Here is a 19,507-nt window from a genome sequence, read left to right on the forward strand (position 1 = left end):
ATTGGTGGAGGCGGCGGGAATCGAACCCGCGTCCGCAAGTCCTCTGCCATTGGCTCTACATGCTTATCCACGCCTATTGGTTTAACCGGCTGCTACCCGACGGGCAGGGAAGACAGACGGCGAGCCCGGTAAGGTTTTAACGACGCGGCCCCGAACAAACCTTGTCGCGATCCTGTGAGAGTCGACCCCTGATTGCGGACGCACAGGCACGTATCCGGTCAGAGGGCACCCTACTGGGTTTTAAGCAGCGAGTGCGTAGTTGTCGTCGTTGGCAACTATATGGTTTGCAGCTGGATTTACGAGGTTATCTGCGCCTCGGCATGCACCTCCGGTTTCGCAACCCACGTCGAAGCCAGGTCGCCCCCATTGATGTTGAAACATTGGAGATGATAGCGACAGGAAAGTTCCCTGTCACGGAGAAACAAGGGCTGTTTTCAGCGCGAGCTCTTCATCAGGCGTTGTTTCTCGCGTTGCCAGTCGCGGTCGCGCTCGACATCGCGTTTGTCGTGGGCCTGCTTGCCCTTGGCCAGCCCCAGTTCGACCTTGCACTTGCCGCGCTTCCAGTACAGCGACAGGGCGATGAGGGTATAGCCCTTGCGCTCCACGGCGCCGATGAGCTTGTCCAGTTCCTGGCGGTGCAGCAGCAGCTTGCGGGTGCGTTTGGGGTCGGGGACGTAATGGGTGGAGACCGTCTGCAGCGGGGTGATCAGGGCACCCAGCAGCCAGGCCTCGTTGCCCTTGAGGATGACGTAGCTGTCCACCAGCTGGACGCGGCCGGCACGCAGGCTCTTCACTTCCCAGCCTTCTAGCGCAATGCCGGCCTCCATGCGATCTTCGATAAAGAAGTCGTGGCGGGCCTTTTTATTGGCGGCGATGGTGCTGGTGCCTTCGCCTTTGGTGGTTGAGCTCTGTTTTGCCATGGGGCGGCATTATACGGGCGTGGCCGGTCCAGAGTATATGTGTTGAGGCGCGTGGCAAATTCACCGACAATTGCGCCTGTTTACGGCAATTGGGGAGCGTCATGAAGCCATCGCGGGAAGCCATCCATGGCCAGTGGTCGTCGCGCTGGGCCTTCATTCTCGCCGCCACCGGCTCGGCCGTGGGTTTGGGCAATATCTGGAAGTTCCCCTATATCACCGGCGAGCACGGCGGTGGTGCCTTCGTGCTGGTGTACTTGGTGTGCATCGTCCTCATCGGCATTCCCATCATGATGGCCGAGATCATGCTCGGCCGCCGCGGCCGGCGCAGTCCCATCAACACCATGCGCCACCTGGCCCAGGAAGAGGGGCGCCACGGTATCTGGCGTTATCTGGGCTGGCTGGGCATTCTGGCCGGGTTTCTGATCCTGTCCTATTACAGCGTCATCGCCGGCTGGGCGCTGGCCTATCTGGTGCGCACCGGCAGCGGTGTATTCACCGGACTGACCCCCGACGGGGTCAACAACATCTTCTACAACCTGGTGGCGGACCCGGAGCGCCTGCTCGCGTGGCACACCATCTTCATGGTGATGACCATGGCGGTGGTGGCGCGCGGCGTGCGCAGCGGCCTGGAGCGGGCGGTGCGCTATCTGATGCCGCTGCTGCTGGTGCTGCTGCTGGTACTGGTGGGCTATGCCATGAACACCGGCGCCTTCCAGCAGGCGCTGGTCTTCCTGTTCAACCCCGACTTCAGCAAGTTGACACCCAACAGCGTACTCATCGCCATGGGCCATGCCTTCTTTACCCTGAGCCTGGGCATGGGCGCCATCATGGTGTACGGCTCCTATCTGCCGCGCAATGTATCCATTACCCACGCCACCTTTACTATCGCCGGGGCCGATACCCTGGTGGCGCTGCTCGCGGGCATGGCCATCTTTCCCATCGTCTTTGCCAATGGTCTGACACCGGGGGCGGGGCCGGGCCTCATCTTCCAAACCCTGCCCATCGCCTTCGGGCGCATGCCGGGCGGCGAGTTCTTTGGGGCGCTGTTCTTCCTGCTGTTGATCTTCGCCGCCTGGACCTCGGCCATTTCCCTCATCGAGCCGCTGGTGGCCTATATGGTGGAGAACCTGCGCATGAGCCGGGTGCTGGCCTCGGCCCTGGCCGGCGGCGCCACCTGGCTGCTCGGTCTTGGCACCATCTTCTCGTTCAATGTCTGGTCGGGCGATCGCTACAAGCTGTTTAGTATGACCTTTTTCGACGTGCTGGATTATCTGACGGTGAACATCATGCTGCCGCTGGGCGGCCTGCTGATCGCCATTTTTGCGGTGTGGGCGATGCGGCGCGAGTCTGCCGCGAGCGAGCTGGGGCTCGGCGATGGAGTGTTGTTCCGAGCCTGGCGTTTTATCACCCGCTATGTCACGCCGGTGGCCGTAGTGCTGATCTTCCTGCATGCCATCGGCGCGCTCCAACCCTTGCTGACACGCTAACGTGACGACCATACATAAAAGTGCCCTGGTGCCCTACAGTAGCGGCCAGATGTTTGCCCTGGTGAACGATATCGATGCCTACGCCAGCTTTCTGCCCTGGTGCCGTTCCAGCCACGTGTTGGTGCGTACCCCGGATGAGGTGCGCGCGACCATCGAGATCGCCCACGGTGGATTGCACAAGTCCTTTACCACGTTGAACCGTTTGCAGCAGGACAAGATGATGGAGATGCGTCTGGTGGAGGGGCCGTTCCGTCATCTGGAGGGCTACTGGCGCTTCGATGTGCTGGGCGAAAAGGCCTGTAAGGTGTCGCTGGATCTCGAATTCGAATTTTCCAATCGGCTGATGGGGCTGGCGCTGGGGCCGATCTTTACCCAGATCGTCAACGCCCTGGTGGATTCCTTTTGTAAACGCGCGCGGGAAGTGTATGGAAAAGAGTGAGCATTTTCAGGTGGAAGTGGCCTATGCCTTGCCGGACATGCAGGTGATCCTGCCGGTGGAGGTGGAGGAGGGGACCTCGCTGCGTCAGGCCATCGAGCGTTCCGGCCTGTTGAACCGCTACCCCGAGATCGATCTCGCCGTGAACAAGGTGGGGGTCTTCGGCCGCCTGGCCAAGCTGGACGAGACGCTGCGTGCGCGCGACCGTGTGGAGATCTATCGCCCGCTCATCGCCGACCCGAAAGAGGTACGCAAGCAGCGTGCCGCCGAGGGCAAGCGCATGAAGAAGGGCGGCGGCGACGCCGAAGAGGCGGGTTGATTTCGCCGCAAGGACGTGGACGCGCCAACGGCGGCGAACCCTTGCTGCCGAGACACAGGGATCAGGTTTTCTCCGTGCCTCTGCGGCAAGCGGGGTTTGGGTGTTACTGTGCGGCTTTTTCCGGGTACTCGGCGGGCGGGATGTCGCCGCGGGTTTCGATGCGGCTGAGGCGTTCGCCGTCGAAGTAGAGCGTGGCGCCGTAACGCACGGTAGCGTCGCGGCCCGGCGTCAGGCTGTAGTAGTAATCCCAGCGGTTCTGATGGAAGGGGTCGGTGAGCATGGGTGAGCCCATGATGAATAGCACCTGGCGTTTGTCCATGCCGATCTTGAGATGATCCAGCTTGTCCTGCGTCACCATATTGCCCTGCTGAATGTCCGGCTTATAGGCGCAGGCGGCGAGGGTGATGCACAACATCAAACAAATGATAATCTTTTGCATTGTCGTTCAGGGCTGCGTTATCGTTGCCCCATGATACCCCAAGTGACCCTGCCCCAGAGAGTGTGATGGACAGTCAGTTTCTGAAAAAGGTCGGCCTCAAGGCCACGCTGCCGCGTCTGAAGATACTGGAGATACTGGAGTCAGCCGGTACGGCGCGGCATATGAGTGCTGAAGACGTGTACAAGGCGCTGCTGGAGCACGGCGAGGATGTGGGGCTGGCCACGGTGTACCGCGTGCTGACCCAGTTTGAACAGGCCGGCATCCTCACCCGTCACCATTTCGAGGGTGGCCAGTCGGTGTTCGAGATGGATGAGGGCAAGCACCATGACCACATCCTGTGTACCAAGTGTGGCCGTGTCGATGAGTTTGTCGACAGCACCATCGAGGAACGGCAGAAGGCCATCGCCGACAAGTTCGGCTACGCCATGACGGACCACAGTCTGTACATCTACGGCATCTGCAAGGAGTGCCGGAAGAAGGAAAAGGCCTGACGCTCAGGCCGGGGCGCCTTTCTTGCGCCCCTTGTCCTTGGTTGTGTGTCCTTGGCCTTGCGCCAGCGCCAGCATCTCCCGTGCATGGGACAAGGTCTGCTCGGTGATGGTCATGCCACCCAGCATGCGGGCGATTTCTTCCACCCGTGCCTCTGCATCCAGCAGCTTCACTGCGCTGCGCGTGGCGTCGCCCTGGCTCTGCTTGCTTACCTGCAAGTGTTGATGTCCCTGGGCGGCCACCTGCGCCTGATGGGTGACGCACAGCACCTGGCGTTTGCTGCCCAGGGTGTGCAGCTGGCGGCCCACCATCTCCGCCACGCCGCCGCCGACACCCACGTCCACCTCGTCGAAGATCAGGGTCGGGATGCTGCCCTGGCCGGCGCTGATCACCTGGATCGCCAGGCTGATGCGTGACAGCTCGCCGCCAGAGGCCACCTTGGCCAGGGGCTTGAGCGGCTGGCCCGGATTGGCGCTGACCAGCAGCTCCACCCGCTCCAGACCGTGCGGCGCGGGTTCGTCGTCCTGCATTTTTTCCAGTGCCACTTCGAGCTTGCCGCCCTTCATGCCCAGTTCGGCCATGTTGGCGCTGACCTGGGTCGCCAGGGTCTGTGCCGCCTTGCCGCGGCCGGCGGACAGTTGCCTGGCGAGCTTCAGATAGTCGTCGCGGCAGCGCTTGATCTCGGCCTCCAGGCCGTCGAGGCGCTGGCCGGCCTGTTCCAGTTCGGCCAGTTCCTGTTGCAGGCGCTCCAGCAGGGCGGGCAGTTCCTCCCCCGGGCAGCGATGCTTGCGCGCCAGTTCCTGCACGGCGGCGAGGCGCTGTTCCACCCAATTGACCCGCGCCGGGTCGAGGTCGGCGCGATCCAGGTAATGGCGCAGTTCGCTGGCCGCCTCGCGGGCCTGGATGGCGGCGCCTTCCAGCAGTTCGCAGGTATTGGCCAGGCCGCTGTCGATGGCTTGCAGGTCGCGCAGTTCATTCAGGGTGCGGCCGAGCAGGTTGACCACCGCCATCTCGTCGCCCTCGTAGAGCAGGTCGAGGGCGCGCTGGGCGCCTTCCTGCAACCTGCTGGCATTGGCCAGGCGGCCGTGCTCCTCTTCCAGGGCCTGCAACTCCTCGCGGCTGAGGCCCAGGGCCTCCAGTTCGCCCACCTGGTAGCGCAGTAGTTCCAGGCGCGAGTCGCGCTCGCCGGCGGCGCGGCTCAGGCGCTCCAGCTCCTGTTGCAGGTCGCGCCAGCGGCGCCAGGCTGCGCTGACTTGCTCCACCAGGGCGTCATGGCCGGCGTAGGCATCGAGCAGTTGGCGTTGCAGGTCGCGCTTGAGCAGAGATTGGTGGGCGTGCTGGCCATGGATGTCCACCAGTTGCTCGCCCAGGTCGCGTAGGTTCTGCACCGGCGCCGGCTGGCCGTTGATGTAGCCGCGCGAGCCGCCATCGGCGCTTACCGTGCGGCGCAGGATGCATTCATCATCCAGGCTCAGCTCGTGTTCTTCCAGCCAGGCCCGCACCGGGGCGAGGCCGCGGATATCGAAGGTGGCGCTGATGTCGGCACGCTCACAGCCGGCGCGCACGGTGCCGCTGTCGGCGCGATCACCCAGTACCAGGCCGAGGGCATCGAGCAGGATGGATTTGCCGGCGCCGGTCTCGCCGGTGAGCACGGTCATGCCTGGGGCGAACTCCAGTTCCAGGTGTTCGACCAGGGCGAAATTGCGGATGGCGAGGTGCCGGAGCATTTTATAGAGAATCCGCGAATGAACGCGAATGAACGCGAATGGGTAGTTCCAGCCGGTAGATGCAGCCAAACTGCATACACGCATCAAGGGATTTGTTTGCGTTTTTTGCGTTCATTTGCGGACTGAGCTCTTTGCCAAATCAGCCCCAGTTCAGCTTGCTGCGCAGGATCTGGAAGTGGTCGTGCTCCACCGGGTGGATCAGCCGTACCTTGTGTTCGGCCTTGCGCACCCGCACGCGGTCACCGGCCATCAGGCCGAAGTTGATCTGGCCGTCACAGGTGACCTGGGCATGGGCATGGCCGGAGCCGCGCACCACGATCTCGACCAGGTTGTTGCCATCCACCACGATGGGACGGTTGCTCATGGTGTGCGGGCAGATGGGCACCAGCACGATGGCATTGAGACACGGCTGCAGGATCGGGCCGCCGCCGGACAGGGCGTAGGCGGTGGAGCCTGTGGGCGTGGAGACGATCAGACCGTCGGAATGCAGGTGGTTGAGGAAGTGGCCGTTGACGTAGGTTTCCGTCTCCAGCATGCGCGCCACGTCCCACTTGTGCACCACCACGTCGTTGAGGGCGACGCTTTCATTGATATGCTCACCGTCGCGCAGCACCGTGCAGTGCAGTAGGAAGCGCTCATCCTCGTTGTACTGGCCGGCGAGGATTTCATCCAGCTTCTGCTCCATCTCGCTGGGCGAGATGTCGGTAAGAAAGCCGAGGCGGCCCTGGTTGACGCCGATGAGCGCGACGCCGAAGGGGGCGAGGGAGCGGGCGGCATTGAGCAGGGTGCCGTCGCCGCCGACCACGATGACGGCGTCGCACTGGCGGCCGATCTCCTCCCGGCTGGCCACTGCGAAGCCATGGTCGGTCCACACCTCGGCCGTGGCCTCGTCCAGCAGCACCTCCACCTGGCGGGAGGCGAGGTAGTCGGCCAGCACCTTGAGCGAGGCCCCCACGGTGGGGTCTCCATACTTGCCGATAATCCCTGCCCGCCTGAAAGTATCCGCCATCGTCATCTCCGCAAAAATGGCGCTAACGTTAACATGGTGGCTGTCCTGCGCCAACCGACCTTGACACCCGTTTTGCCACCTTGATAACTTGCCCCGTTAGCACTCATATAGGAAGAGTGCTAAACCCTTTCCGGACTGTAAGGCGCAATGAGCAAGGTTTCTTCAGCCGTCGTCTCCGATCGTGCCCAGCAGCTGCTCAAGCTGCTGGTGGAGCGCTATATCCGCGAGGGTCAGCCCATCGGATCGCGCACCCTGGCACGCGGGCAGGGACTGGACCTGAGCCCTGCCTCCATCCGCAATGTGATGGCCGATCTGGAAGACCTGGGCCTGGTCAAGGCGCCCCACACCTCGGCTGGACGCATCCCCACCGTGCAGGGTTATCGCCTGTTCGTGGACAGCCTGCTCACGGTCAAGCCGCTGGGGCAGGGCGAGGTGCAGGCCCTGCAGGACAAGTTCAGCCAGGCCGCCGACCCGCAGCAGGTGCTGGTGACGGCCTCGTCGCTGTTGTCGGAGATCAGTTCCATGGCCGGGGTGATCATGGTGCCGCGGCGCGAGCAGCCGACGGTGCGTCAGGTGGAGTTCATCTCGCTGTCGGGTAACCGTGTGCTGGTGGTGCTGGTGCTGAACGGCAACCAGGTGCAGAACCGCATGATCACCACCTCGCGCCGCTATTCCCCGGCCGAGCTGACCCAGGCGGCGAATTATCTGAATCACGCCCTGGCCGGCAAGGATTTCAACAAGGTACGCGATGCCCTGCTGGTGGAAATGCGCGAAACCCAGGAGAGCATCAACCAGCTGATGCTGGCCGCCATCGACATGGCCAACCGCACCTTCCAGGGTGCCGAGGACGGCGGTGATTACGTGCTGGCCGGCCAGACCAACCTGATGGGCTACGCCGAGATGGCGGACATCGACCGCCTGCGCCAGTTGTTCGAGGCCTTCAACCGCAAGCGCGACATACTGCACCTGCTGGATCAGGCGGCCCATGCCCAGGGGGTACAGATATTCATCGGCGAGGAGTCCGGCTACGAGGTGCTCGATGCCTGCAGCGTGGTCACCTCGCCCTACGCGGTCGACGGTGAAGTGGTTGGCGTGCTGGGCGTCATCGGTCCTACCCGCATGGCCTACGACCGCCTCATCCCGCTGGTGGACGTCACGGCCAAGTTGCTTGGCGCCGCCTTGAATCAAAACCAATAACCCCATATATACCGGTGCAATGCCCCGCCGCAATGGTGGGAGATCGCGCTTACCGTATTGATTAAGAACGAATTTGTCTGGAGCCGATATGAGCGAAGAAAACAGCACCCCTGAGACCGAGACGACCACAGCAGCGGGGGCGGGGCAGGAGCAGGCGGCGCCCGATGTGAAGGAGCTGCACCTGGCGCTGGAGGATGCCCGCAGCAAGGCCGATGAGCATTGGAACCAGGTGTTGCGCCTGCAGGCGGAACTGGAGAACGGCCGCCGCCGGGCCGAGCGCGACGTGGAGAACGCCCACAAGTATGCGCTGGATCGTTTCGCCCAGGACCTGCTGCCAGTGCGCGACAGCCTGGAGCTGGCCCTGGCCGCCATCGGTCCGGACAGCGCCCTGGATCAGTTGCGTGAGGGCACGGAGTTAACCCTGAAGATGCTGACCCAGGCCATGGAGAAGTACGGCATCAAGGAGGTCAATCCGGTGGGCCAGCCGTTCAACCCGGACCTGCACCAGGCCATGTCCATGCAGGAAAGCAGCGAGGCCGCGCCCAACAGCGTGCTGGCGGTGATGCAGAAGGGTTACACCTTGAACGATCGCTTGGTTCGCCCCGCCCTGGTGGTGGTGGCCAAGGCTCCTGCCAGCGCCTGAAGACCTTGAATCCCACGGCAAAGACCCTATTTAGCACCTAGATATTGAACCGGCCCGTCGAACGCGGGCCAGCAGCGAATCGGAGAGAAAGAAAATGGGCAAGATCATTGGTATCGACCTGGGCACCACCAACTCCTGCGTGGCGGTGATGGAGGGCGGCAAGCCGCGCGTCATCGAGAACAGCGAAGGCGATCGCACCACGCCGTCGGTGGTGGCCTTTGCCGAGGACGGCGAAGTCATCGTCGGGCAGGCCGCCAAGCGCCAGGCGGTCACCAACCCGCAGAACACCCTGTTCGCGGTGAAGCGCCTCATCGGCCGCCGCTTCGATGAGAAGGAAGTGCAGAAGGACATCAAGCTGGTGCCCTACAAGATCATCAAGGCCGACAACAACGACGCCTGGGTCGAGGCACGTGGCAAGAAGATGGCACCGCCGGAGATTTCCGCACGCGTGCTGATGAAGATGAAGAAGACCGCCGAGGATTACCTGGGCGAGCCAGTCACCGAGGCGGTGATTACCGTGCCGGCCTACTTCAACGACTCCCAGCGTCAGGCCACCAAGGACGCCGGCAAGATCGCCGGCCTGGACGTGAAGCGCATCATAAACGAGCCCACTGCGGCGGCGCTGGCCTTCGGCATGGACAAGCAGGAGGGCGATCGCAAGATTGCCGTGTATGACCTCGGTGGTGGCACCTTCGACATCTCCATCATCGAGATCGCCGAGATCGACGGCGAACACCAGTTCGAGGTGCTGTCCACCAACGGCGATACCTTCCTCGGCGGTGAAGACTTCGACAAACGCGTCATCGACTACCTGGCCGATGAGTTCAAGAAGACCAGCGGCATCGACCTGCGCGGCGATCCGCTGGCCATGCAGCGCCTGAAGGAATCGGCCGAAAAGGCCAAGATCGAACTGTCGTCCTCCCAGCAGAGCGATGTCAACCTGCCCTATATCACCGCCGATGCCAGCGGCCCGAAGCATCTCAACATCAAGCTGACCCGCGCCAAGCTGGAGTCGCTGGTGGAGGATCTCATCGCCCGCACCATCGAGCCGTGCAAGATTGCCATCAAGGATGCCGGCGTGTCGCTGAGCGAGATCAGCGACGTGATCCTGGTGGGCGGCCAGACCCGCATGCCCAAGGTACAGGAGGCAGTGAAGGATTTCTTCGGCAAGGAGCCGCGCAAGGACGTCAACCCGGACGAGGCCGTCGCCATCGGTGCCGCCATCCAGGGCGGCGTACTGGGTGGTGAGGTCAAAGACGTGTTGCTGCTCGACGTCACCCCGCTGTCCCTCGGCATCGAGACCCTGGGTGGCGTGATGACCAAGCTGATCGAAAAGAACACCACCATCCCGACCAAGGCCTCGCAGGTGTTCTCCACCGCTGACGACAACCAGACTGCGGTGACCGTGCATGTGCTGCAGGGCGAGCGCGAGATGGCCTCGGCCAATAAGTCGCTGGGCCGTTTCGACCTGTCCGACATTCCGCCGGCGCCGCGTGGTGTGCCGCAGATCGAAGTGACCTTCGACATCGATGCCAACGGCATCCTGCATGTTTCGGCCAAGGACAAGGGCACCGGCAAGGAACAGAAGATCGTCATCAAGGCCTCTTCTGGTCTGTCGGATGATGAGGTTCAGCGCATGGTGAAGGATGCCGAGGCCCACGCCGCCGAGGACAAGAAGTTCCACGAATTGGTCAGCGCGCGCAACCAGGCCGACAACCTGATCCATGCCACCAAGAAGTCCATGACCGAGCTGGGCGACAAGCTGGAGGCCGGCGAGAAAGGCAGCATCGAGTCTGCCATCAAGGCGCTGGAAGAGGTCATGAAGGGCGACGACAAGGACGCCATCGAGGCCAAGACCCAGGCTCTGGCCGCCGCCTCCGGCAAGATGGCCGAGCGCCTCTATGCCCAGCAGGGCGCGGCCGGTACGGAGGGCGGTGCCGGCGAGCAGGCCGCCGCCGGCGGCAAGGACGACGTGGTCGATGCCGAGTTCGAGGAAGTCGACGACAACAAGAAGTGACAAGTGGCAGGTAACAAGTGACAAGCCGCAAGGGTCAAGCAACTGCTTCGACCCTTGTTGCTTTTCTTGCAACTTGAAATTTGTAACTTGGAACTGGCATCCCCATGAGCAAACGTGACTACTACGAAGTGCTGGGCGTGGCGAAAAACGCCACCGAGGCCGAGATCAAGAAGGCCTTCAAGCGGTTGGCGATGAAATACCATCCCGACCGCAACCCAGACGACAAGACGGCCGAGGAGAAATTCAAGGAGGCCAAGGAGGCCTACGAGATCCTCACCGACGCGCAGAAGCGCGCGGCCTATGATCAGTTCGGCCACGCCGGCGTCGACCCCGCTGCCGGTGGCGGTGGTGGCGGCTATGGCCCGGGTGGTGGCAGCTTCTCCGATATCTTTGGCGATGTGTTCGGCGACATCTTCGGCGGCGCCGCAGGGGCGCGCGGCGGCGGGGGTTCACGTGCCTACCGCGGCAGCGACCTGCGCTACAACCTGGAGCTGTCGCTGGAAGAGGCGGTGATGGGCACCACGGTGAAGATCCGCGTGCCTACCCTGGTGGAGTGTGACGAGTGCGATGGTTCCGGCGCCAAGAAGGGCACCAGCGCGCAGACCTGTCCCACCTGCCATGGTCACGGCCAGGTGCGCATGCAGCAGGGCTTTTTTTCCCTGCAGCAGACCTGCCCACGTTGCCACGGCAGCGGCAAGATCATCACCGACCCCTGCGGCAAGTGTCATGGCCAGGGCCGGGTGCAGGAACAGAAGACGCTGTCGGTGAAGGTGCCGGCCGGCGTCGACGACGGTGATCGCATCCGCCTCAGCGGCGAAGGTGAGGCCGGTCTGCACGGCGGTCCGGCGGGCGACTTGTACGTGCAGATCCATGTGCGCGAACATCCCATCTTCACCCGCGACGAAAACAACCTCGCCTGCGAGGTGCCCATCAGCTTCGTCACCGCCGCCCTGGGCGGCGAGCTGGACGTGCCCACTCTGGGTGGTCGGGTGAAGCTGAAGATCCCGGCCGAGACGCAGAGCGGCAAACTGTTCCGCCTGCGCGGCAAGGGCGTCAAGTCGGTGCGCGGCGGCGACGTGGGCGACCTCATCTGCCGCGTGGTGGTGGAGACACCGGTGAACCTGACGGCACGGCAGAAGGAGCTGTTGCAGGAGTTCGAGGCCAGCCTGAACGGCGACAGGCACAGCCCCAAGGCCAGCTCCTGGCTGGACGGGGTGAAGAAATTCTTCGAGGATATGAAGCTGTAACGCACCAGAACAGCCGGTGGGGGCGCAGCGGCAGCGCTGCCATGACCGTGTGGGAGGAGTGAGCATGAACAAGCAAGTGAACCGGCCACATGGCGCGCGGCGTCGTATGCTGGCCGCATTGTTGGCGGGCGCCGGACTGTTGGCCGTGGACAGTGCCAAGGCCGATGACGGGTTGCGCTTTCCCGGTGACGAGCCCACCCACAAGGTGGTGTACCAGTTCAACAAGGCGGAGCCGGAATATCACAATGCGGTACTGTTCTCCGTCGGTGCGATGCTGCGCAAGTATGGCGATGACATCAAGATCGTCGTCACTGCCATCGGCCCCGGTATCCATATCCTGGCCAAGACGCCGGGGCGCCCGGTGAGCGACGAGGTGAAGCAGCGCGTCTCCAGCCTGGCACAATACGGCGTCGAATTTCATGCCTGCGGCAACACCCTCACCTCCCTGGGCTGGACCGAGGATGCCCTGCTGCCCTTCGCCAAATACGTGGAGGTCGGGGCCGCCGACCTGATGGAGCTGCAGGAGCAGGGCTACGCCTACATCAGCTGGTGATGTCTCTAAGGAAGGGCTGAATAAGTCCATCCTGGACTTCTCAGCCCACGCGAATCGAAAAATGTGATTTTCGATTCGCTTCATTTTCCAACGACTTATCGTCGTTGAAAAATGGCGGCACATCCCTGTGCCGCGGAAGCTCTGAACTTATTCAGAGCTTCCCTAATTGACGGAAAGGTAAGAATTAAATGATTCGAGTCGCAGTCACCGGCGCCGCCGGACGCATGGGCCGGGTACTCATCGAGGCCTGCCAAGTGGAGGGGGTGAGGTTGGGCGCCGCCATCGAACGGCCGGGCAGTTCGGTCATCGGCGTCGACGCCGGCGAACTGGCGGGTATCGGCCGGCTGGGCGTGGCGGTGGTGGATGACCTCGCCGCGGTGAGCGGCGATTTCGACGTGCTCATCGATTTCACCCGTCCCGAGGTGACCCTGGCCAACCTGGCGCTGTGCCGGGCGGCGGGCAAGCGCATGGTGATCGGCACCACCGGCTTGGATGCGGCGCAGAAGGCCGCCCTGGCCGAGGCCGGCAAGGCCATGGGCATCGTCTTCGCGCCCAATATGAGCGTGGGCGTCAACCTCTGCCTCAAGCTGCTGGACATGGCCGCCCGCGTGCTGGGCGACGACGTGGACATCGAGATCATCGAGGCCCACCACCGTCACAAGGTGGACGCCCCCTCGGGCACCGCACTGGCCATGGGCGAGACGGTGGCCAAGGCCCTGGGCCGCGACCTCAAGGCGTGCGCGGTCTATGGCCGCCAGGGTCATACCGGCGAGCGCGACCGCAAGACCATCGGCTTCGAGACCATCCGTGCCGGCGACATCGTCGGCGACCACACCGTGCTGTTCGCCGCCCTGGGCGAGCGGGTGGAGATCACCCACAAGGCCTCCAGCCGCATGACCTTCGCCAAGGGCGCGGTGCGTGCCGCCCAGTGGCTGATGCAGAAGGATGCGGGCCTGTACGACATGCAGGATGTGCTCGACCTGCGATGAAGCGGATGGTAATGCCCCGAGCCATAAGCAAATCAATCGGGCGTATAAATTGCACGCCCCCGCGCCATCCGGTACAATTCGCTTCCACCTGAACGCCCGGCCTTAGCTGCCTGTCATCCTCGGTAAGGTCCGCGACCTTTCCGACGTGACCGGGCGCGCCGCCCGCGGCCATTCTTCTGAATCCGAGCGGGAAGGGTCCACCAGGACCCTTCCCGCTTTGCACATATAGACTAGACGTACTTGGAGGCTACCTTGCGGCAACCGGCCCTGCTGGCTCTGGCGGACGGCTCCCTGTTCTGGGGCGAATCGATTGGTGGCGAGGGCCAGACTGTCGGCGAGGTGGTATTCAATACCGCCCTCACCGGCTATCAGGAGATCCTCACCGACCCCTCCTACGCCCGCCAGATCGTCACCCTGACCTATCCCCACATCGGCAACGTCGGCACCAACGACGAGGACGAGGAATCTTCCCACGTCTACGCCGCCGGCCTGGTGATCCGCGAGCTGGCCGCCATCGCCAGCAACTGGCGTAGCCAGATGCCGCTGGACGAATACCTGCGCAAGCACAAGGTGGTGGCCATCCACGGCATCGACACGCGCCGCCTGACCCGCATCCTGCGCGAGAAGGGCGCCCAGAACGGCTGCATCGTCGCCGGTGCCCATATCGACGCCGACGCCGCCCTGGCGGCGGCACGCGCCTTCCCCGGCCTCAAGGGCATGGACCTGGCCAAGGAGGTCAGCACCCACATGCCTTATGAATGGGCCCAGGGCAGCTGGACCCTCGAAGGCGGTCTGCCCACCCACCCCGAGCCGCTGGAAGAAAAGCTGCCCTACCATGTGGTGGCCTTCGACTACGGCGTGAAGCGCAACATCCTGCGCATGCTGGTGGACCGCGGCTGCCGTATCACCGTACTGCCGGCGCAGACACCGGCCGAAGAGGTGATGAAACTGAAGCCGGATGGCGTGTTCCTGTCCAATGGCCCCGGCGACCCGGAACCGTGCGACTACGCCATCCGGGCTATCAAAACCATCGTCGATGCCGGCATCCCCACCTACGGCATCTGTCTGGGGCATCAGTTGCTGGCCCTGGCCAGCGGCGCCAAGACGGTTAAGATGAAGTTCGGTCACCACGGTGCCAACCATCCGGTACAGGATCTGGACAGCAGGCAGGTGATGATCACCAGCCAGAACCACGGCTTTGCCGTGGACGAGGCCACGCTGCCGGCCACCCTGCGCGCCACCCACCGTTCGCTGTTCGATGGCTCGCTGCAGGGTATCCACCGTACCGACAAGCCGGCCTTCAGCTTCCAGGGCCACCCCGAGGCCAGCCCCGGTCCGCACGACGTGGCGCCGCTGTTCGACCACTTTGTGGAACTGATGAAAAGTAACAAGTGACCGGTGGCAAGTGACAGGAGCTGACCTCTTGGGACTTGTAACTTGTAACTTGCAACTTGCGACTTAAATCATGCCGAAACGTACAGACATCCAGAGCATCCTCATCATCGGCGCCGGCCCCATCGTCATCGGCCAGGCCTGCGAGTTCGACTACTCCGGCGCGCAGGCGTGCAAGGCGCTGAAGGAGGAGGGCTACCGGGTCATCCTGGTCAACTCCAATCCGGCCACCATCATGACCGACCCGGAGATGGCCGACGCCACCTACATCGAGCCCATCGTCTGGCCGACGGTGGCCAAGATCATCGAGAAAGAGCGGCCGGATGCGCTGCTGCCCACCATGGGCGGCCAGACTGCGCTCAACTGCGCGCTGGACCTCGCCAAGCACGGCGTGCTGGAGCAGTTCGGCGTGGAGATGATCGGCGCCACCCGCGATGCCATCGACAAGGCCGAGGACCGCGATCGCTTCCGCAAGGCGATGCGCAAGATCGGTCTCGACATGCCGCGCTCGGCCATCGCCCACAGCATGGAAGAGGCGCTGCAGGTGCAGGCGCAGATTGGCTTCCCCACCATCATCCGTCCATCCTTCACCATGGGCGGCTCCGGCGGCGGCATCGCCTACAACCGCCAGGAATTCATGGAAATCTGCGAGCGCGGCCTCGACCTGTCGCCCACCAACGAGCTGCTCATCGAGGAGTCGGCGCTGGGCTGGAAGGAATACGAGATGGAAGTGGTGCGCGATCGCAAGGACAACTGCATCATCATCTGCTCCATCGAAAATCTGGATCCCATGGGTGTGCACACCGGCGACTCCATCACCGTCGCCCCGGCGCAGACCCTGACCGACAAGGAATACCAGATCATGCGCGACGCCTCGCTGGCGGTGCTGCGCGAGATCGGTGTCGATACCGGCGGTTCCAACGTGCAGTTCGCCATCAATCCGGAAGACGGCCGCATGATCATCATCGAGATGAATCCGCGCGTGTCGCGTTCCTCCGCCCTGGCCTCCAAGGCCACCGGTTTCCCCATCGCCAAGGTGGCGGCCAAGCTGGCCGTGGGCTATACGCTGGACGAATTGCAGAATGACATCACCGGCGGTGCCACCCCGGCCTCGTTCGAGCCGTCCATCGACTACGTGGTCACCAAGGTGCCGCGTTTCACCTTCGAAAAATTCCCCAAGGCCGATGCGCGCCTCACCACCCAGATGAAGTCGGTGGGCGAGGTGATGGCCATCGGCCGTACCTTCCAGGAATCGCTGCAAAAGGCCCTGCGTGGTCTGGAAACCGGCAAGGACGGTTTCGACGAAATTCTCGATCCCACCGCCGAGAACGCCATGGATCGCCTGCGCCAGGAGCTGCGCGTGCCGAGCGCCGAGCGCCTGTGGTACGTGGGCGATGCCTTCCGCACCGGCATGAGCGTGGCCGAGGTGCACAGCCTGAGCAAGATCGATCCCTGGTTCCTGGTACAGATCGAAGAGTTGATCGCGCTGGAGAAAGAGGTGCGCGCCAAGGGCATCGATGGCCTGGACAAGGCCACGATGTTCCAGCTCAAGCGCAAGGGTTTCTCCGATCGCCGTCTGGCTCATCTGGTCGGCGTGCGCGAGGGTGTGTTGCGCAACCGGCGCCACCAGCTCGGCGTGCGTCCGGTGTACAAGCGCGTCGATACCTGCGCCGCGGAGTTCTCCACCTCCACCGCCTACATGTACTCCACCTACGAGGAGGAGTGCGAAGCGCAGCCGACGCAGCGCGACAAGATCATGGTGCTGGGTGGCGGACCGAATCGCATCGGCCAGGGCATCGAATTCGACTACTGCTGCGTGCACGCCGCGCTCGCCATGCGCGAGGACGGCTACGAGACCATCATGGTCAACTGCAACCCGGAGACCGTGTCTACTGATTACGACACCTCCGATCGCCTGTACTTCGAGCCACTGACTCTGGAAGACGTGCTGGAAGTGATCCACCTGGAACAGCCCAAGGGCGTCATCGTGCAGTACGGCGGCCAGACTCCGCTCAAGCTGGCGCGTGATCTGGAAGCCGCCGGTGCGCCGATTATCGGCACCACGCCGGACTCCATCGACCTCGCCGAAGACCGCGAGCGCTTCCAGAAGATGATCGACAAGCTGGGCCTGCGCCAGCCGCCCAACCGCACCGCGCGCAATCCGGAAGATGCCGTGCGCCTGGCGGAAGAGATCGGTTATCCGCTGGTGGTGCGCCCGTCCTACGTGCTGGGTGGCCGTGCCATGGAGATCGTCTACAACGAGGCCGAGCTGCGCACCTACATGCGCGATGCGGTGAAGGTGTCCAATGAGTCGCCAGTGCTGCTGGACCGCTTCCTCGACGATGCGGTGGAGGTGGATGTGGACGCCATTTGCGACGGCCAGGATGTGCTCATCGGCGGCATCATGGAACACATTGAGCAGGCCGGCGTGCACTCCGGCGATTCTGCCTGCTCGCTGCCACCCTATAACCTCAGCGCCGAGGTGCAGGATGAGTTGCGCGTGCAGACGCGCGCCATGGCCAAGGAACTGAAGGTGGTCGGCCTGATGAACACCCAGTTCGCCATCAAGGGCGATACGGTGTACGTGCTGGAGGTCAATCCGCGTGCCTCGCGTACCGTGCCCTTCGTGTCCAAGGCCACCGGCATGCAGCTGGCCAAGATCGCGGCGCGCTGCATGGTGGGCCAGACGCTGGCAAGCCAGAACGCGACCAAGGAAGTGGTGCCAGGATATTACTCGGTGAAGGAGGCGGTGTTCCCCTTCATCAAGTTCCCTGGCGTTGACCCGATCCTCGGCCCCGAGATGAAATCCACCGGCGAGGTGATGGGCGTGGGACGCAGCTTTGCCGAGGCCTATTACAAGTCACAGATCGGCGCCGGCGTGCTGCTGCCCAAGGGCGGCAAGGCCTTCGTCAGCGTGCGCGATGCCGACAAGCAGGGCATCGTGCAGGTGTGCCGCTATCTGCAGGAGCTGGGCTTCGAAATCCTGGTCACCCGCGGCACGGGCCGCGTGCTGGACGAGGTGGGCATCCCCTATACCCGCGTCAACAAGGTGACCGAGGATCGGCCGCACATCGTCGACATGATCAAGAACGACGAGGTCAGTTTCATCGTCAACACCACCGAGGACAAGCAGGCCGTGGCCGACTCCTTCCTGATCCGGCGCGAGGCCCTGCAGCACAAGGTGACCTACACCACCACCCTGGCCGGCGCCCTTGCCACCGCCAAGGCGCTGATGCAGCGTGATATCGGCGGAGTCAACCGCATCCAGGATCTGCATCTGGAGTTGCAGTCATGAGCAAGACCCCGATGACCATCCGCGGCGCCGAGCGCCTGCGTGAGGAATTGAACGAACTGAAGAGCGTGGCGCGGCCGCGCGTGATCGCCGCCATTGCCGAGGCACGCGCCCACGGCGACCTGAAGGAAAACGCGGAGTATCACGCCGCACGCGAGCAGCAGGGTTTCATCGAAGGCCGCATCCAGGAGATCGAGGGCAAGCTGTCCAACGCCCAGATCATCGACCCCGCCGCCCTCAATGCCGGTGGCAAGGTGGTGTTCGGTGCCACCGTGGTGCTGGTGGAGATGGATACCGAGGATGAAGTGACCTACCAGATCGTCGGCGAGGACGAGGCCGACATCAAGCAGGGCCGTATCTCCGTCACCTCGCCGGTGGCTCGTGCCCTCATCGGCAAGGAAGAGGGTGACATCGCCCAGGTGCAGGCCCCTGGTGGTCTGCGCGAGTACGAAATCGTCGAAGTACGGTATGAATAATAGTTTCGAGTTTCGGGTTTCGAGTTCCGCTGGCGGAGCCGGTGCCTCCGAAACTCGAAACTAGAAACTCGGAACTGTGTTTACGATCGGCGAACGCATTCTTCTCACCCTCTGGGTCGGCGCCCTGTGGGCCGTCGGCTATCTGGCGGTGCCCACGTTGTTTGCCCTGCTGGCTGATCGGACGCTGGCCGGCATGCTGGCCGGGCGCATGTTCACCCTGGTCAGTTTCCTCGGTCTGTTCTGCGGCGGCGTGTTGCTGCTGGGGAGTCTGTTGCGCCAGGGCCGGTCGGCACTGCGCAGTGTGCGTGTCTGGCTGCTGGTGGTGATGCTGCTGCTGGTGGCGGTCGGGGAGTTCGGCCTGCAGCCGTTGATGGCGCAACTGAAGGCGCAGGGATTGGCGGAGGGCAGCGCACAGGCCGCGCAATTTGCCCGCCTGCACGGGGTTGCCTCCGTGCTCTATCTCATCAACAGCGTATGTGGCCTGTTGCTGGTCGGCCTGGGTGAGAAATCAGGCTAGTTGCAGGCGCGGTTTCTCGGCCCGGCGGTACAACACCACGATATGGCCGATGGTCTGCACCAGTTCTCCGCCGCTCTTCGCGCACAATTCCACGGTCAGTGCCTGGCGCGCGTCGCGATCCTCGCCGTTGACCCGCACCTTGATCAGCTCATGATGTTCCAGGGTGGAGTCCAGTTCCTTCAACAGGGCTTCACTCAGCCCGGCGTTGCCGACGATGATCACCGGTTTGAGGCTGTGGGCGAGCTTGCGCAGGTGGCGCTTTTGCGCTTGGGTCAGGGCCATGATGAACGATATTTTCGGGAAAGGACGCGTAGTTTAACTGTAATATCCCTCCGTCACCACGGGGGGCTCATGGCAC

General features: G+C 63.3%; 19 protein-coding genes and 1 other RNA gene. 14 read left to right on the top strand and 6 right to left on the bottom strand.

The window, feature by feature from the left end; all coding sequences use genetic code 11:
* Nucleotides 1-2 precede the first annotated feature (2 nt).
* Both ssrA and smpB read right to left on the bottom strand, forming a co-directional pair.
* Nucleotides 3-365: a transfer-messenger RNA gene (ssrA, locus tag ACMV8A_RS12955) on the bottom strand.
* A gap of 69 nt (nt 366-434) precedes the next feature.
* On the bottom strand, nt 435-920 hold the full coding sequence (smpB, locus tag ACMV8A_RS12960) for an SsrA-binding protein SmpB (RefSeq protein ID WP_495326291.1): 486 nt from the start codon (nt 918-920) through the stop codon (nt 435-437).
* Between the two features lie 101 nt (nt 921-1,021).
* Between smpB and ACMV8A_RS12965 the strand changes: the two genes are divergently transcribed.
* The 3 genes from ACMV8A_RS12965 to ACMV8A_RS12975 are packed head-to-tail and all read left to right on the top strand — an operon-like array spanning nt 1,022 to nt 3,162.
* Nucleotides 1,022-2,407 (top strand): sodium-dependent transporter, encoded by a 1,386-nt coding sequence (locus tag ACMV8A_RS12965; RefSeq protein WP_495326292.1) that lies wholly within the window; start codon nt 1,022-1,024, stop codon nt 2,405-2,407.
* A 1-nt stretch (nt 2,408) separates the two neighbouring features.
* Nucleotides 2,409-2,846: a type II toxin-antitoxin system RatA family toxin gene (locus tag ACMV8A_RS12970; protein ID WP_495326293.1), complete on the top strand. Its 438-nt coding sequence runs from the start codon at nt 2,409-2,411 to the stop codon at nt 2,844-2,846.
* Entirely contained in the window at nt 2,833-3,162 is a 330-nt protein-coding gene (locus ACMV8A_RS12975) for an RnfH family protein (RefSeq protein ID WP_495326294.1), read from the top strand. The genes ACMV8A_RS12970 and ACMV8A_RS12975 overlap by 14 nt, the downstream gene beginning before the upstream one ends.
* Before the next feature lie 103 nt (nt 3,163-3,265).
* On the opposite strand, the gene ACMV8A_RS12980 is transcribed toward ACMV8A_RS12975, so the two are convergent.
* Nucleotides 3,266-3,601: an outer membrane protein assembly factor BamE gene (locus ACMV8A_RS12980; RefSeq protein WP_495326295.1), complete on the bottom strand. Its 336-nt coding sequence runs from the start codon at nt 3,599-3,601 to the stop codon at nt 3,266-3,268.
* 65 nt (nt 3,602-3,666) lie between these two features.
* Here ACMV8A_RS12980 and fur point away from each other — a divergent pair, with 65 nt between their 5' ends.
* A complete protein-coding gene (fur, locus tag ACMV8A_RS12985; protein ID WP_495326296.1) occupies nt 3,667-4,092 on the top strand; it encodes a ferric iron uptake transcriptional regulator in 426 nt (141 codons plus the stop codon).
* A gap of 3 nt (nt 4,093-4,095) precedes the next feature.
* Here the strand turns inward: fur and recN are convergent, their stop codons facing one another.
* Together recN and ACMV8A_RS12995 are read right to left on the bottom strand one after the other, a co-directional pair.
* A complete protein-coding gene (recN, locus tag ACMV8A_RS12990) occupies nt 4,096-5,817 on the bottom strand; it encodes a DNA repair protein RecN (protein ID WP_495326298.1) in 1,722 nt (573 codons plus the stop codon).
* A gap of 139 nt (nt 5,818-5,956) precedes the next feature.
* A complete protein-coding gene (locus ACMV8A_RS12995) occupies nt 5,957-6,826 on the bottom strand; it encodes an NAD(+) kinase (protein ID WP_495326299.1) in 870 nt (289 codons plus the stop codon).
* Nucleotides 6,827-6,973: 147 nt separating this feature from the next.
* On the opposite strand from ACMV8A_RS12995, the gene hrcA reads away from it, so the two are divergent.
* The 10 genes from hrcA to ACMV8A_RS13045 all read left to right on the top strand — a co-directional run bounded on the left by hrcA (nt 6,974) and on the right by ACMV8A_RS13045 (nt 19,149).
* The gene (gene hrcA, locus ACMV8A_RS13000; protein WP_495326300.1) at nt 6,974-8,023 is read left to right on the top strand and encodes a heat-inducible transcriptional repressor HrcA; all 1,050 of its coding nucleotides are present in this window, start codon (nt 6,974-6,976) and stop codon (nt 8,021-8,023) included.
* Nucleotides 8,024-8,111: 88 nt separating this feature from the next.
* Nucleotides 8,112-8,666, top strand: coding sequence for a nucleotide exchange factor GrpE (grpE, locus tag ACMV8A_RS13005; protein ID WP_495326301.1), 555 nt, complete (start codon nt 8,112-8,114; stop codon nt 8,664-8,666).
* 94 nt (nt 8,667-8,760) lie between these two features.
* Entirely contained in the window at nt 8,761-10,683 is a 1,923-nt protein-coding gene (gene dnaK, locus ACMV8A_RS13010) for a molecular chaperone DnaK (protein WP_495326303.1), read from the top strand.
* A gap of 104 nt (nt 10,684-10,787) precedes the next feature.
* Entirely contained in the window at nt 10,788-11,930 is a 1,143-nt protein-coding gene (dnaJ, locus tag ACMV8A_RS13015; protein ID WP_495326304.1) for a molecular chaperone DnaJ, read from the top strand.
* A 64-nt stretch (nt 11,931-11,994) separates the two neighbouring features.
* Nucleotides 11,995-12,483 (top strand): DsrE family protein, encoded by a 489-nt coding sequence (locus tag ACMV8A_RS13020; RefSeq protein WP_495326305.1) that lies wholly within the window; start codon nt 11,995-11,997, stop codon nt 12,481-12,483.
* Nucleotides 12,484-12,671: 188 nt separating this feature from the next.
* Entirely contained in the window at nt 12,672-13,472 is an 801-nt protein-coding gene (gene dapB / locus ACMV8A_RS13025; RefSeq protein WP_495326306.1) for a 4-hydroxy-tetrahydrodipicolinate reductase, read from the top strand.
* Between the two features lie 252 nt (nt 13,473-13,724).
* Nucleotides 13,725-14,867: a glutamine-hydrolyzing carbamoyl-phosphate synthase small subunit gene (gene carA, locus ACMV8A_RS13030; protein ID WP_495326307.1), complete on the top strand. Its 1,143-nt coding sequence runs from the start codon at nt 13,725-13,727 to the stop codon at nt 14,865-14,867.
* Nucleotides 14,868-14,937: 70 nt separating this feature from the next.
* On the top strand, nt 14,938-18,159 hold the full coding sequence (gene carB, locus ACMV8A_RS13035; protein WP_495326308.1) for a carbamoyl-phosphate synthase large subunit: 3,222 nt from the start codon (nt 14,938-14,940) through the stop codon (nt 18,157-18,159).
* Nucleotides 18,156-18,632, top strand: a complete 477-nt coding sequence (gene greA / locus ACMV8A_RS13040; protein ID WP_495326310.1) for a transcription elongation factor GreA — start codon at nt 18,156-18,158, stop codon at nt 18,630-18,632. Before carB ends, greA begins: the two co-directional genes overlap by 4 nt.
* 76 nt (nt 18,633-18,708) lie before the next feature.
* The gene (locus tag ACMV8A_RS13045; RefSeq protein ID WP_495326311.1) at nt 18,709-19,149 is read left to right on the top strand and encodes a DUF4149 domain-containing protein; all 441 of its coding nucleotides are present in this window, start codon (nt 18,709-18,711) and stop codon (nt 19,147-19,149) included.
* On the opposite strand, the gene yhbY is transcribed toward ACMV8A_RS13045, so the two are convergent.
* Nucleotides 19,141-19,431 (bottom strand): ribosome assembly RNA-binding protein YhbY, encoded by a 291-nt coding sequence (gene yhbY / locus ACMV8A_RS13050; RefSeq protein ID WP_495326312.1) that lies wholly within the window; start codon nt 19,429-19,431, stop codon nt 19,141-19,143. The two genes, ACMV8A_RS13045 and yhbY, sit on opposite strands and share 9 nt — an antisense overlap.
* Nucleotides 19,432-19,507 lie beyond the last annotated feature (76 nt).

It is taken from the genome of Sulfurivermis sp. (assembly GCF_059410345.1).

Coding starts and splice junctions, on each gene's coding strand:
- smpB (WP_495326291.1), bottom strand. CDS start 920: ATGGCAAAACAGAGCTCAACCACCAAAGGCGAAGGCACCAGCACCATC.
- ACMV8A_RS12965 (WP_495326292.1), top strand. CDS start 1,022: ATGAAGCCATCGCGGGAAGCCATCCATGGCCAGTGGTCGTCGCGCTGG.
- ACMV8A_RS12975 (WP_495326294.1), top strand. CDS start 2,833: ATGGAAAAGAGTGAGCATTTTCAGGTGGAAGTGGCCTATGCCTTGCCG.
- ACMV8A_RS12980 (WP_495326295.1), bottom strand. CDS start 3,601: ATGCAAAAGATTATCATTTGTTTGATGTTGTGCATCACCCTCGCCGCC.
- fur (WP_495326296.1), top strand. CDS start 3,667: ATGGACAGTCAGTTTCTGAAAAAGGTCGGCCTCAAGGCCACGCTGCCG.
- recN (WP_495326298.1), bottom strand. CDS start 5,817: ATGCTCCGGCACCTCGCCATCCGCAATTTCGCCCTGGTCGAACACCTG.
- ACMV8A_RS12995 (WP_495326299.1), bottom strand. CDS start 6,826: ATGGCGGATACTTTCAGGCGGGCAGGGATTATCGGCAAGTATGGAGAC.
- hrcA (WP_495326300.1), top strand. CDS start 6,974: ATGAGCAAGGTTTCTTCAGCCGTCGTCTCCGATCGTGCCCAGCAGCTG.
- grpE (WP_495326301.1), top strand. CDS start 8,112: ATGAGCGAAGAAAACAGCACCCCTGAGACCGAGACGACCACAGCAGCG.
- dnaK (WP_495326303.1), top strand. CDS start 8,761: ATGGGCAAGATCATTGGTATCGACCTGGGCACCACCAACTCCTGCGTG.
- dnaJ (WP_495326304.1), top strand. CDS start 10,788: ATGAGCAAACGTGACTACTACGAAGTGCTGGGCGTGGCGAAAAACGCC.
- ACMV8A_RS13020 (WP_495326305.1), top strand. CDS start 11,995: ATGAACAAGCAAGTGAACCGGCCACATGGCGCGCGGCGTCGTATGCTG.
- dapB (WP_495326306.1), top strand. CDS start 12,672: ATGATTCGAGTCGCAGTCACCGGCGCCGCCGGACGCATGGGCCGGGTA.
- carB (WP_495326308.1), top strand. CDS start 14,938: ATGCCGAAACGTACAGACATCCAGAGCATCCTCATCATCGGCGCCGGC.
- greA (WP_495326310.1), top strand. CDS start 18,156: ATGAGCAAGACCCCGATGACCATCCGCGGCGCCGAGCGCCTGCGTGAG.
- yhbY (WP_495326312.1), bottom strand. CDS start 19,431: ATGGCCCTGACCCAAGCGCAAAAGCGCCACCTGCGCAAGCTCGCCCAC.